3 protein-coding genes are annotated in these 14717 nt (G+C 73.1%); all 3 read left to right on the forward strand.

Annotated features, from left to right (window positions below; all coding sequences use genetic code 11):
* Position 1 precedes the first annotated feature (1 nt).
* From ACZ5TL_RS05405 to ACZ5TL_RS05415, 3 genes are read left to right on the forward strand one after another with little or no spacing between them, the layout of a single operon-like run.
* Positions 2-1789: an ABC transporter ATP-binding protein gene (locus ACZ5TL_RS05405; RefSeq protein ID WP_468587881.1), complete on the forward strand. Its 1788-nt coding sequence runs from the start codon at positions 2-4 to the stop codon at positions 1787-1789.
* 57 nt (positions 1790-1846) lie between these two features.
* Positions 1847-12769 (forward strand): non-ribosomal peptide synthetase, encoded by a 10923-nt coding sequence (locus ACZ5TL_RS05410; RefSeq protein ID WP_468587883.1) that lies wholly within the window; start codon positions 1847-1849, stop codon positions 12767-12769.
* Complete coding sequence (locus ACZ5TL_RS05415; RefSeq protein WP_468587885.1) at positions 12759-14459, forward strand: ABC transporter ATP-binding protein; 1701 nt, start codon at positions 12759-12761, stop codon at positions 14457-14459. The genes ACZ5TL_RS05410 and ACZ5TL_RS05415 overlap by 11 nt, the downstream gene beginning before the upstream one ends.
* Positions 14460-14717 lie beyond the last annotated feature (258 nt).

The following is a 14717-nucleotide window of genomic DNA, read 5'->3' on the forward strand; positions in this document are numbered from 1 at the left end:
AGTGAGCACCACCGCGACGCGCGTCGCCCCGGCGACCCTGCGCACGACGACCGGACGCGAAGCCGGCCGCTGGGTCGCGGCACACTGCCGCGAGATGCCCTGGCTGACGACCGCGACCGTGCTCACCACGGTCGCGGGGGCGGCGCTCCAGGTGCTCCCGGTGCTCCTGCTCGGCCGTGTGGTCGACGGGGTCGTCGGGGGCGGGGAACGCTCGATCCTCGTCACGATCGGGGTGCTGATCGGTGCCGCCGCGCTGCTCGGCGCGGCGGCCACCGCGGTGTCGACCTACCTGATCGGCCGGCTGGGCGCGGACCTGCTCGCGCGGCTGCGCGAAGGCGCCGTCCGCGCGGTGCTCGGCATGCCGAGCGCGCGCGTCGAACAGGTCGGCCGGGGAGACGTGCTCTCCCGGGTCGGTGACGACGTGGCCGTCATCTCCAAGGGCATCCGCACGGCCGTCCCCACCGTCTTCTCGGCCGGCGTGCTGGTCGTCATCGCCACCCTCGGCATGTTCGGACTGGACTGGCGGCTCGGTCTCGCGGGCGCCGGCGCGCTGCCCGCGTACGCGCTGGCCCTGCGCTGGTACCTGCCCCGTTCCGCGCCGCTCTACCGCAAGCAGCGGGTGGCCCAGGCCGACCGTGCCCAGGCGTTCATCAGCGGCCTGAACGGCATCGACACGGTCCGGGCGTACCGCCTGGAGGGCGCCTTCCGCGAGAAGGTCACCGCCGAGTCGTGGCGGGTGCGCGACCTCGGCATCGAGGTGTTCCGGTTCTTCGGCCGGTTCGTCGGCCGGGAGAACCGCGCCGAGTTCATCGGGCTGGTCCTGATCCTCGTGGTCGGGTACGCCCTGCTGGAGGCCGATGCGGCCACTCTGGGCGAGGTGTCGGCGGCCCCATTGCTGTTCCACCGGCTGTTCACCCCGCTGGGCGCCATCATGTTCACCTTCGACGAGGCGCAGAAGTCGGGCGCGAGCCTGACCCGCCTGGTCGGGGTGCTGGGGGAGTCCGCCGAGGAGCGGCTGGTCGGCGACGAGTCCGTCGCGGCGGCGGAAGCCGGAGCGTACCCGGTGACGGTGGAGGGGCTGACGTTCCGCTACCCCGGCGCCGGCGAGCCGGTGCTGCGGGACGTGAGCCTGACCATTCCCGCCGGTGGGTCGCTCGCCCTGGTGGGGGCGACGGGCGCGGGCAAGACCACCCTGGCCGCGCTGATCGCCGGGATCGGCACCCCGGAGGCCGGGGCGGTGCGCATCGGGACGACCGATCTCGCCGACCTGGACGAGGCCGGGGCGCGCGCCCTGGTGAGCATCCTGACGCAGGAGACGCACGTCTTCTCCGGGCCGCTCGCCGACGACCTGCGGCTGTCCGCGCCCGGGGCGAGCGACACCGAGCTGCGGGACGCCCTGCGCACGGTCGGCGCCGGCGACTGGGCCGATGCCCTGCCCGAGGGGCTGAACACCCCGGTCGGCGAGGGCGGTGAGCGCCTGGACGTCACCAAGGTCGCCCAGATCGCCCTGGCCCGGCTGGTGCTGGGCCGGGCGCCGGTGGTGGTGCTCGACGAGTCGACCGCGGAGGCCGGCAGCGAGGGCGCCGCCGAGCTGGAACGGGCCGTGCTGGCCGCGTGCGCGGGCCGGACCACGCTGTTCGTGGCGCACCGGCTGACCCAGGCGACGGCCGCCGACCGGATCGCCGTGCTGGACGCGGGACGCGTCGTGGAACAGGGCACGCACGAGGAACTGGTGGCTCTGGGCGGCCGGTACGCACGACTGTGGCAGGCCTGGCGAGAGGGTAGTTAGGTAACCCTTGCCTAGGTTGGCCTCGCTCCACATTCTGGAAGGGACGCTGAGTCTTCGATGATGCAACCGCGCGCTCGTCTCGCACTGCTTTCCCCCACGCGCCTGGCCGGAGTGCGCCGGCGGGTCGGCGACTACCCGGACAGGACCATCGCCGAGGCCTGCGCCATCGGCCTGGCCTACTGGGCGACGGGCCGAAGCCCCGAAGGCATCGACCTCACCCCCGGCACGCTTTTCGCCGACGTCCTCGGCTGGGTCGACAACGGCGGCGGCGCGCCCGGCGGTTGGGGCATCGCCCCGGACGGCCGGAGCATCACCGTCCCCGACGGCGTGGAGCCGGCCGACGCGCAGCGCGCGCTGGACGACCTGGCCGACTTCCCGGACCGGGCGCTGGGCACCATCGGCCCGTCCGGTGTGGCGGACAGGCTCGCGACCCTGGCCGAGTGGAACGACAACCGGGCCGACCGGGCCCGGCCGGCCATCGTGGAGATGTTCCGCGAGCAGGCGCGGGCCAGACCGGACGCCGTCGCCGTCGTGGACGAGCACCGCTTTCTGACCTACCGTCAGGCAGCCGAGCTGTCCAGCCAGTTGGCGCACCACCTGCTTCAGCGCGGGCTGGGCGCCGAGCAGGTCGTCGGCATATCGCTGACCCGCTCCGCCGACATGGTGATCGGGCTGCTCGCCGTGCTCCAGGCCGGGTGCGCCTTCGTGCCGCTCGACCCGCAGTGGCCCGCCGCGCGCCGGGCCGTCGTCATCGAGGACGCCCGGGTCGTCATCCAGCTCAACGCCTCCGGCGCGCACGACCCGGCCGAACCGGACGCCGTCGCCGTCGACCTCGCCGACTGGCGGTACGACTCGTACCCCATGGAGGGGACCGGCGTCACCGTCCTCGGTGACGCGCTCGCGTACGTCATCTTCACGTCCGGTTCGACCGGGCGGCCCAAGGGCGCGATGATCCGCCACGAGGCGATCAGCGAGCGCCTGCTGTGGCAGGTGAACGAGATCCTGGGCTTCGGCCACGACGACGCGTCCCTGTTCAAGGCGCCCCTGTCCTTCGACATCTCCATCAACGAGATCTTCCTGCCCCTGGTCTCCGGCGGCCGGCTCGTCGTCCTGCGGCCCGGCGGCGAACGCGACCCGCACCACCTGCTGAGCGTCATCGCCGAACAGCGCGTCACCTTCACGTACCTGGTGTCGTCCATGCTGGACGTGCTGCTGGAGATGGCGGGCGACTCCGGCCGCCTGGACAGCCTGCGGCACGTGTGGTGCGGCGGCGAGGTCCTCACCCCCGAGCTGTACGAGCGGTTCCGCACCAAGCTCGACATCCCCATGTACCACGGCTACGGACCGGCCGAGACGACCATCGGCGTCTCCCACGTCATCTACCGGGGCGCCGCGGAACGCCTGTCGACCTCCATCGGCAGGGCCAACCCCAACACCCAGCTCTACGTCCTGGACGACGAACTGCGCCCGGTCCCGGTCGGCGTCGGCGGCGAACTCTACGTCGGCGGCTTCCTCCTGGGCCGCGGCTACGTGGGCGCGCCCGGCCTGACGGCCTCCCGCTTCGTCGCCAACCCCTTCGCGAACGACGGCTCCCGCCTCTACCGCACCGGCGACCTCGCGCGCTTCGCCCCGGACGGGTCGCTGGACTTCCTCGGCCGCGCCGACAACCAGATCAAGATCCGCGGCATGCGGCTGGAGATCGAGGACGTCGAGGCCGGCCTCGCCGAACACCCCCGGGTACGGCACACCTGCGTCGTCGCGAAGAAGAACGCGGCAGGCGGCACCTACCTCGTCGGCTACGTCATCCCCGCCTCCGGCAGCGAGGACCTGCGGGCGGACGAGGTCAAGGCGTGGGCCACCGCGCACATGGTCGAGTACATGGTGCCCGCCCACATCGTCGTGCTGGACGCGTTCCCGCTCACCGCCAACGGCAAGCTCGACCGCAACGCGCTGCCCGAGCCCACGGTCGGGACAGGCTCGCTCGTGAGGCCCGCCACCGACGACGAACACGCGGTGTGCGCCGCCGTCGCGGAGGTACTGCGCCTCGACGAGGTCGGTGTCGACCAGGACTTCTTCCAGCTCGGCGGCGACAGCATCCTGGCCATCTCCCTGCTGAGCGCGCTGCGCGAGAAGGGCCTGCACGTCACGGCACGGCAGATCTTCACCCACCCCGTCGTGGGCGCGCTGGCGGCGGCCGCCAGTCGCCAGGACGTCTCCACCGTGGACCACGCCGACGTCGCCACCGGCACCGTCGTGGGCTCGCCCATCGTGCAGTGGCTCGGCGAGACCACGGACGCCATCGACGGCTTCGTCCAGTCGGTCGTCCTGAACACCCCGGCGGACCTGACCGCCGACGCCCTCGACACGATCCTCACCGCCCTCGTCGCCCGGCACGACATGCTGCGCGCCCGGCTGGTACGCGGCGAGCGCTGGAGCTTCGACATCCCCGAAGCGGACCGGGCCACCGCCGGCCTGCGGGAGAGCGACCGGCCGCTCGACGAGTGCGTCGCCCTCGCCACCGCCGGGCTCGACCCCGAGGCCGGTGTGATGCTGCGGGCCGTCTGGCGCCGTGAGGCACGGCAACTCGTCCTCGTGGCCCACCACGTGGTGATCGACGGCGTGTCCTGGCGCGTCCTGATGGAGGACCTCGCCACCGCCTGGCGCCGGTTCACCTCGGGCGCGCCGATCGAACTGCCCCCAGTGGGCACGTCGTTCCGCCGCTGGACCCAACTGCTGGAGCGCGCCGCGTTCGACGCGGACAGCTCCTGCTACTGGCGTCCCCTGCCCGCCGAGGACCAGCCGCTGGGCCGACGTGCCCTGTCCGAGACCGACACCGTCGCGAACGAGCGCCTGCGCACCGTATCGGTCGGCCCCGAGGTCACCGCCGCGCTGCTGGGCGAGATCCCCGCGAAGTTCCACGCCGGTGTCAACGACGTCCTGCTCACCGCCCTCGCCGTCGCCCTCGCCCGATGGCGCCGCGACCTCGGCCAGGACCAGACGTTCGCCCACATCGAACTGGAAGGCCACGGCCGCGAGGCGCGGTTCGTCGCCGGAACGGCCGGCTTCGAGCCGGAACTCTCCCGGACCGTGGGCTGGTTCACCACTCTGTTCCCGGTCACCGTGGACCCCGGCACGGCAGCCGACCTCACCACCCCCGCGTACCTGACCGCCGCCCTCAAGGCGGTCAAGGAGGACCTCGCCCGGGTGCCGGACAACGGCGTCTCCTACGGCGCCCTGCGCTACCTGACCGAAACCGGATTCGACGCCCCCGCACCACAGGTCCTCTTCAACTACCTCGGCCGCTTCGCCGCGGGCACCCCCGGCGACTGGCAACTCGCGTGCACCACCGGCCAGCTGGGCGAGAAGCGCGACCCGAGGATGCGCCTGCCGCGCGCTCTTGAGTTCAACGCGATCGCCGAACCCGACGCCACCGGCGCCTACGAACTGGTCACCACCATCTCCTGGCCCGACGGGATGTTCACCGACGCGGACATCACGGCCCTCGGCGACTACTTCCGCACGGCCCTGACCGGACTCGCCGCCCTCGACCACGGCGGCCACACCCCCAGCGACTTCCCCCTGGTCCCCCTCACCCAGGCCGACGTCGACGCCCTGGACGGCCCGGCCCTGCGGGACATCCTGCCGCTGACCCCGCTGCAGGAGGGCCTGTACTTCCACTCGGTCTTCGACGACGACTCGGCCGGCGCCTACGTCGAGCAGCAACTCCTCACCCTGGACGGCGAGGTGGACCCCGGCCGGCTCGCCGGGGCGGCCACCCGGCTGCTCACCCTGTTCCCCAACCTGGCCGCCCGCTTCACGGCCCTCGCCGACGGCCGTGTGGTCTCCGTGCTGGACAACGGCGTCGATGCCCCCTTCACCACGATCGACCGCCCCGGCATCACCGGCGAGGAGATACGCGACCTCGCCGAGCTGGACCGCCGTTCCGGCTTCGACCTGGCCACCGGCCCGCTGATGCGCTACACCCTCGTCCGCGCCGGCGCGGGCCGGAACGTCCTGGTGCAGACCGTGCACCACATCATCGCCGACGGCTGGTCCGTGCCGCCGATGCTCCGCGCGCTGCTGGCCGAGTACCACGCCCCGGGGACCGTGTATCCGCTCGGCGGCTTCGCCGACTACGTGCACTGGCTCGCCGGGCGCGACGCCGACGAGAGCGACCGGGTGTGGCGCGAGGAACTCGCGGGGCTGCCCGGCCCGTCGCTGGTCGCCGAGGGGCACACCCCGTCCGGCCGGTTCGCCGACACCGCCGTCGCGCCCCAGGGTGACATCGACGCCGCCGTCCGCGAGGCCGGCGTGCCGCTGAGCGTGGCCGTGCACAGCGCCTGGGCCGTGACCCTGGGCGACATCCTGCGGGGCGGCGACGTCGTGTTCGGCTCCACGGTGTCCGGCCGCGACGCCGAGGTGCCCGGCATCCAGGACATGGTCGGCCTGTTCATCAACACCATCCCCGTACGGGCCCGCTGGGACTCCGGGACCACGGCCGGCGACCTGCTCCGCGCGGTGCGGGACCACCAGAACGCGGTCTTGGCACACCAGCACGTCTCGCTCGCCAGGATCGGCCGCCAGGCCGGCGCCGGCGCCCTCTTCGACACCCTCGTGGTGTTCGACGTGGCCACCGACGCGGCCGCCCTCCGGCGTCCCGGCGACACGCTGGCCATCACGGACATCGTCAACGAGGGCGCCCCGCACTACCCGCTCACGCTGGTGGTCGAGCGCGCCCTCGACGGCCGCCCGCGCTTCAACCTCATCTACGACAGCGAACTGCTGCCGGGAGCCACCGCCCAGAGGCTCCTGCGCACCTTCACCCGGACCCTGACCGGCCTGCTCGCCCGGCCGGACGCCCTGGTCAGGGACGTGGCACCCGCAGGCGGGCGGCGCCCGGCACCGATCACCCCGACGACCCTGGGCGGGCTCTTCGACGCCGCCGCCCGTCGCGACCCGGCCGCCACCGCCGTCACCCAGTGCGGTCTCGACGGCACCACCCGGTCCCTGACCTACGGCGAACTGTCCCGGGCCAAGGACGCGTTGGCCGCCACCCTGCGCGCGGCCGGAGTCAGCCCCGGCAAGCGGGTCGCCGTGGCCGTCCCGCGCTCCGTCGAGCAGGTCGTCGCCCTGGTCGCGATCGTCACCGCGGGCGGCGCCTACGTACCGCTGGACCTGGCCTACCCGGACGAACGGCTGGAGTACATCCTCGCCGACGCGGCCCCCCAGGTCGTCCTCGTGGACCGTGACCAGCGCGACCGCTTCACGCAGCTCCTGGCCCGGGCGGGCGTGCCGGCCCGTGTCCTGGTCCAGGGAGAGGAGCCCCCGGCCCCCACGGAGCCCGGCCCTCAGGCCGACTGGCACGACCCCGCGTACGTGATCTACACGTCCGGCTCGACCGGCCGCCCCAAGGGCGTCGTCGTCGCGCACTCCAGCGTGGTGACCCTGCTCGCCCACACCCGGCCCGACATGGACTTCGGCCCGCAGGACGTCTGGGTCCAGTTCCACTCCTTCTCCTTCGACTTCGCCGTCTGGGAGCTGTGGGGCGCGCTGGCGCACGGCGGTGAGCTGCTGGTGCCCGAGTACGGGCTGACACGCTCCCCGGTCGACTTCCACCGGCTGGTCCGCGAACGCGGCGTGACCGTCCTCAACCAGACCCCTTCGGCGTTCTACCAGTTCATCGAGGCCGACCGGCTGGCCGGCGAGCCGCTGCCCGCGCTGCGCCGGATCATCTTCGGCGGTGAGGCGCTGGACCTCGGACGGTTGCGCGGCTGGGTCGAGCGGCACGGCACCGCGTGGCCCGAGCTGGTCAACATGTACGGCATCACGGAGACCACCGTCCATGTCACCCACCGGGTGCTGACCGGCGAGGACTTCGGCCCCGGCGACGACGTCAGCCCGATCGGCGGCCCGATCCCCGGTCTGGTCACCTACCTGCTCGACGACCGGCTCCGTCCGGTGCCCCCGGGCCGGGTGGGCGCCATCTACGTCGCCGGCGACCAGGTGGCACTCGGCTACCTGGGCAGGCCAGGGCTCACCGCGGGCCGGTTCGTGGCCGACCCCTTCGCGGGCGACGGCTCCCGCATGTACCACACGGGCGACCTCGCCGTCCGCACGCTCGACGGGGAACTGCAGTTCACGGGCCGCGCCGACAATCAGGTGCAACTCAAGGGATTCCGCATCGAGTTGGGCGAGGTGGAGTCCGCGGTCAGGGAACTCGACGGCGTGACCGACGTCGCGGTGACGGTGGCGGACAGCGGCGACCATCTGGTCGCGCACGTCGTGGGCCGGGTGCCGGGCGACTTCGAGAGCCGACTGTCGGAGAAGCTGCCGGCGCACCTGATCCCGGGCCAGGTCCTCACCATCGGCGCCCTGCCGTTGACGGTCAACGGCAAGCTGGACCGAAGGGCCTTGACGGAGAGCGCCCCCACGAGCGCGGCGCCGCATCGGCGTGCGGCCCCGCCGCGGGGCGCGACCAGCCACGACGCACCCGCGGACGCAAGCACGGCCGTGGCCGCCCTCGTGGACATCTTCACTCAGGCGCTGCCCGGCTCGGACGTGACCGCCGACACCGACTTCTTCCGCGCCGGAGGCGACAGCATCATCGCCATCACGGTCGTGAACAGGGCCAGGACGCTCGGCCTGCCCATCGCCCCCCGGGACGTGTTCCTGCTCAAGACCCCCCGCGCCCTCGCCGAGCACCTGGCGACGCACACACCGCGGACGGCCCGGACCCCCGCCCGCCGCGAGGACGGCCCCCTGCCGCCCACCCCGATCATCCTCCGCCAGCGCGAACTGGGCGGCTCCCTCACCCGCTTCGCCCAGGCCAGGACCCTCCAGGCCCCGGAAGGCGCCGGCCTCGCCGACGCCCGGCGCGCCGCGAACGCGGTGGTCGCCGCGCACCCGGCTCTCCGGCTGCGGCTCCGCACCGAACACGGCGTGTGGACCCTGCGCACCGAACCCGCCCGCGAGATCACCGTCGTACGGCCGGACACCACCGACGCGACAGCCGTCGCGAACGAGGCCGCCGCACGACTCGACCCCGAGTCCGGGGACGTCGTCGCCTTCGCGTGGCTGGAGGCAAGCCGCACCCTCGTGGTCACCGTGCACCACCTCGCCGTCGACGCGGTGTCCTGGCTGATCCTGCTCGACGACCTGTCCACGGCCCTGCGCGGGGAGCCCCTGGCCCCGCCGACCACGTCCTACGCCGAGTACGCCGAGGCCCTGACGCTCCGGTCGGCCCGGTCCGCCGACGACCTCGGACACTGGGTCACCACACTCCAGGCGCCCGAACTGCTGCCCGCCACAAGGGCGTTGCGCGAGACCACGGTTGTGCTCGCCCCCGACGTGAGCGACCTCCTGACCAGCACCGCCCCCGCCGCACTCGGCGTCGGCCTCACCGAACTGCTGTGCGGAGCCCTGCGGGCCGCGCTGACCCAGGTCCAGCCCGTGCCCACCGACCTCGCGATCGACCTGGAGCGGCACGGCCGGGTCCCCGTGCTGGAACAGCACGACTACACCCGTACCGTCGGCTGGTTCACCTCCGTCGCACCCGTACGGCTCACCGCGCACACCGACCCCGTCGCGGCGGCGCGCGAGGTCGCCGAGCGCCAGCCGGACGAGCACGGGCACGTCGCCTACGGCAGCCTCAGGTACCTCAACCCGCAGACGGCCCCGCTGCTCACCGCCCGCCCGCAGGTGCTGTTCAACTACCTCGGCCGGGCCAGCGAGTCCCAGGCACTGCACCTCACCGGCGGCGACCAGGGCAGCCCGTACGCCGTCGAGGTCAACGCGTGGACCGACGAGGCCACCGGGAGCCTGCTCGCCGAGTTCGTCCTGGCCGACGGCATACCCGACGCCATCACCGAGCACTGGCGGGGCGCACTCCAGCGCATCGCGGACGCCGCCACGACGGCCGAGCGCACCGCACCCGTCACCCCGCTCCAGCGCGGCCTGTTCTTCCAGGCACAGCTGGCGGGTCCGGCCGGGCACTACGTCGCCCAGAACTGGTTCACTTTCGACCGGCGCCTGGACACCGGCGCGCTGGCCGAGGCGATGGCGTACGTGATCGCACGGCACCCGGTCGTGGGCGCCGGCTTCACCACCGACGACGACGGCAATCCGGTCCAGGTCCTGAAGGCGGGCCGGGGCGTCGACGTCCGCACCGTCCGGCTGTCGACGGACGCGGAGGCCGACGCCCTGCGCGCCCGGGACCGCGACACCGGGTTCGACCCGGGCGAGCCGCCGCTGATCCGGATGACCGTCGTGCGCATGCCCGGCGACCGCGACGGCCTGCTGCTCAGCTACCACTTGATGCTGTGGGACGGCTGGTCCCGCGAGATCGTCCTGCGGGACCTGTTCGACGCCTACCGTGCCGTCCTCGCGGGCGAGCCGCTCGACCCGACGCCGGCCACGCCGGGCTTCGAGGAGTACGCCCGGACACTCGCCGCAAAGGACGCGGCCCCGTCGGAACGCTTCTGGGCCGCTCACCTGGCCGGCCTGCCCGGACCGACCCTGCTGGCCGGACCGGCCCCCTCCTTCCCCGACGGCCTGCCGAGCGCGCTCGTGCACACGCTGTCCGCCGAACAGTCCGCCCTGGTGCGGGACGCGGCCAGGGCGCACGGCGTCACTCTGAACTCGGTGCTGACCGGGGCGTTCGGCCTGCTGCTCGGCGCGCACACGGGCCGCGGCGACGCGGTGTTCGGTGTGACGGTGTCCGGCCGCGAGGGCGAGGGGCTGCCCGGCATCGTCGGCGTGCTGCTCAACACCGTGCCGATGTGGACCCGGGCCCGCCCGGACGACACGGTCCGCGACTACCTGACGGCCGTGCAGACCGCCCGGGTCGAGGCGATGGAGCACGAACACCTCGGGCTCGGCGAGATCCAGCGGGCCAGCGGGCACGACACCCTGTTCGACAATCTGTTCGTGCTCCAGAACTTCCTGGACATGGACGCGTTCGCCGAGATGAACGCCCGGCACGGCATCACCTCGGTGCGGGCCGACGACTCCACCCACTACCCGTTCACCTGGGTCGTCACGCCCGGCGACCGGCTCACGGTCAAACTGGAGTACCGCGACGGCGACACCGCGAACGCCCGCCGTCTCCTCGACGACTACCTGGGCGTGCTGGAGGACCTGGCCCGGGCGGCCGGACCGGTCGGCGCGCTGCGGGGACTGGGGCCGGTACCCGAGCCGGGTGAACGCACCGACGTCGGAACGGACACCGTCGTCGACCGGTTCGACCAGGCGGCCGACCGTGACCCTCAGCGGGTGGCCCTCGTCGCCCACGGCTCGACGATGACCTTCGCCGAACTCCGGGACCGCAGCCGGGCCGTGGCGGGTGTGCTCGCCGGGCGCGGCATCGGCCCCGAGACCACCGTGGGGCTCGCGATCCCGCGTTCCCCCGACTGGATCGCGGCGCTGTTCGCCGTCCTGCGGGTCGGCGCCGCGTACGTGCCGCTGGAGCTGGACCACCCGGACGATCGGATCGCCACCATCGTCGAGGACGCCGCGCCGGACGTGATCCTCACCGTGAGCGCCGTGTCGCCCCGGCTGACCGGCGACCTGATCGAACTGGACCGGCCCCTGCCCGAGGCCGAGCCGTATGTGACGTTCGCGCCGGACGACCCGGACCGCCTGCGGCATCCCGCGTACACGATCTACACCTCCGGCTCTACCGGGAAGCCCAAGGGCGTGGTGACCGAGTACGCGGGCCTGACCAACATGCTGATCAACCACCAGCGCCGGATCTTCGAACCGGTGCTGGCGGAGCACGGCCACCGGGTCTTCCGGATCGCGCACACCGTGTCGTTCGCGTTCGACATGTCATGGGAGGAGCTGCTGTGGCTCGCCGACGGACATGAAGTGCACATCTGCGACGAGGAGTTGCGCCGGGACGCGCCCCGGCTGGCCGCGTACTGCCTGGAGCACGGGATCGACGTCGTCAACGTGACCCCGACCTACGCGCAGCAGCTGGTCGCCGAGGGCCTGCTCGACAACCCGGCACGACGTCCGGCACTGGTGCTGCTGGGCGGCGAGGCCGTCACCCCGACGCTGTGGCAGCGCCTCGCCGAGACCGAGGGCACGGTCGGCTACAACCTGTACGGGCCCACCGAGTACACCATCAACACCCTCGGCGTCGGCACCTTCGAGTGCGCGGACCCGGTCGTGGGCGTCGCCATCGACAACACCGACGTGTACGTCCTGGACCCGTGGCTGCGGCCCCTGCCGGACGGCGTGCCCGGCGAGCTGTACGTGTCGGGCATCGGCATCGCGCGCGGCTACCTCGGGCAGCCCGCCCAGACCGCGCACCGCTTCGTCGCCTGCCCGTTCGGCGCACCCGGCGCGCGCATGTACCGCACCGGCGACCTCGTCGTGCGGCGCCCCGACGGCAACCTGATGTACCTGGGCCGCACCGACCAGCAGGTCAAGATCCGTGGCCACCGGGTCGAACTCGGCGAGGTGGAGGCCGTGTTCGCGGCGCACCCGGCGGTGCGGTTCGCCGCCGCGGTCGCCCAGCCCGACCCGCAGGTCGACGGCGCCCACCGGCTGGCCGCCTACCTGGTCCTGGAGGGAGCGGAGTTGCCGACCGTCGCCGCCGAAGTGGGCGCGGGCCTCCCGGACTTCCTGCGCCCCACGCACTACGCCCAGGTCGACAGCATCCCCCTCACGGTGAACGGGAAGGCCGACACCAAGGCGCTGCCCGAGGCCAAGCCGCTGGGCGCGCTGACCACCGTGGGGGAGCGGGGACCCGAGACCGGGACCGAGACCGTGGTGTGCGAGTACTTCGCCGAGGCACTGGACCTGGACGACGACGAGGTGAGCGCGGTGAGCGACTTCGTGTCCCTCGGAGGACACTCCATGCTGGCGGTACGGCTGATCGGGATGCTCCGCCGCGAGTACGGTCCCGTGATCACGATCCGCGATCTGTTCACCCTGCGAACCCCGGAAGCGATTGCCCGCCACCTCGATGACAACTGACACGCAGCGGCCCCGCCCCGGGGCCGCCATCCTCCGCACGGCCCTGCGCCGCAACATCGGTGCCATGGCCTGGGGCACCCTCCTCATGGGCCTCTACCAGGCCGGCGAGACGGCCTTCCCCATCGCGCTCGGCCTGATCGTCGAGCACACGATGCGGGACGGCCGCAGCCTCGGCGCGCTCGCCCTGTCGATCGGCGCGCTGGCCGTGATCATCACGACGGTGTCGCTGTCGTGGCGGTTCGGCATGCGGATCCTGCAGAAGGCCAACACGACCGAGGCGCACCGCTGGCGGGTGAAGGTCGCCGCCTGCGGCCTGCAGCCGGTGGCCCGGGACGTCGACCTCAAGTCCGGCGAGGTGCTCACCATCGCCACCGAGGACGCCGACCAGACCGCCGACATCATCGAGGTGGTGCCGCTGCTCATCAGCTCCCTGGTCGCGGTGCTGGTCGCGGCGGTCGCCCTGGGCCTGGCCGACGTCCGGCTCGGCCTGCTGGTGATCGTGGGCACCGTCGCGATCCTGTCGATCCTGAGCGTGATGTCCCGGCGGATCGGCGCCGGCACGCAGGAGCAGCAGGCCCGGGTCGCGCGGGCGGGCGCGAAGGTCGCAGACCTGATCACCGGCCTGCGCCCGCTGCACGGCTTCGGCGGCAACCACGCCGCGTTCCGCTCCTACCGGAAGGTCAGCACCGAGGCGAGACACCAGTCGATCACCGTGGCGAAGGTGAACGGCGCCTACGCGGGTACCGCGCTGGCCCTCAACGCGGTACTCGCCGGCGCCGTCACCCTGACGGCGGGCTGGCTGGCCTTCGAGGGCCGCATCACCATCGGCGAACTCGTCATGGCCGTGGGCCTGGCGCAGTTCATCATGGAACCGCTCAAGCTGTTCTCGGAGATGCCCAAGTACGTGATGATCGCGCGCGCGTCGGCCGAGCGGATGGCGCTCGTCCTGTCGGCGCCGCCGGTCATGACCCCCGGCACCGGGCGCCCGGCCGCCGGGGGAGACCTGGAGATCGACTGCGTGCGCCACGGCACCCTGAACAACCTGAAGTTCCAGGTGACCGCGGGCGAGTTCGTCGCCATCGCCCCCTACCGGCCCCGCGCGGCGGCCGACCTCGCGGCCGTCCTGGCCGTCGCTGTCCCGCCCGCCGCGTACGAGGGAACGGTCCGCATCAGCGGGCGGGCCCTGGCGGGCCTCTCCGTCGAGGCCGTCCGCGAGCATCTGCTGGTGAACCCGTACGACGGGGAGATCTTCGCCGGCACCCTCCGCACCAACATCGACCCCTCGGGCACCAGCGAAACCGTGCCCGAGGCCGTCGAGGCGTCCATGCTGACCGACGTGGTCGCCCTGCACCGCGAAGGCCTCGACTACCCCGTCCGCGACCGCGGGGCCAATCTCTCCGGCGGTCAGCGCCAGCGCCTGTCCCTGGCCCGCGCCCTGGCCGCCGACACGGACGTTCTCGTCCTGCACGACCCGACGACAGCGGTGGACGCGGTCACGGAGCAGCTCATCGCCCGCAACGTGGCGAAGCTGCGCCGGGGCCGCACGACGATCGTGATCACCAGCAGTCCGGCCTTCCTGGACGCCGCGGACCGGGTCCTGGTCCTGGACGACGGGACGATCACGGCAGAGGGCACGCACCGCACCCTCCTGTCCCAGGACGAGGCATACCGCCTGGCGGTCGCACGGTGATCTCTCAAGGCGCCCGGGGGGCATGCCTCAAGGGGCGCGGGGAACTGCGCGACAGGCCCCCACGCCCCCGTGGCCGGCGACGGTGCTTGTCGTGCAGCGCCCACGCCGTCGCCCGGGGGGCATGCCTCAAGGGGCGCGGGGAACTGCGCGACAGGCCCCCACACCCCCGCGGCCGGCGACGGTGCTTGTCGTGCAGCGCCCACGCCGTCGCCCGGGGGGCATGCCTCAAGGGGCGCGGGGAACTGCGCGACAGGCCCC

Source organism: Streptomyces sp. NPDC033136 (assembly GCF_055578235.1).

Bases quoted from the DNA above. Each gene is read 5' to 3' on its own strand.
- ACZ5TL_RS05410 (WP_468587883.1), top strand. From the start codon at position 1,847: ATGATGCAACCGCGCGCTCGTCTCGCACTGCTTTCCCCCACGCGCCTG.
- ACZ5TL_RS05415 (WP_468587885.1), top strand. From the start codon at position 12,759: ATGACAACTGACACGCAGCGGCCCCGCCCCGGGGCCGCCATCCTCCGC.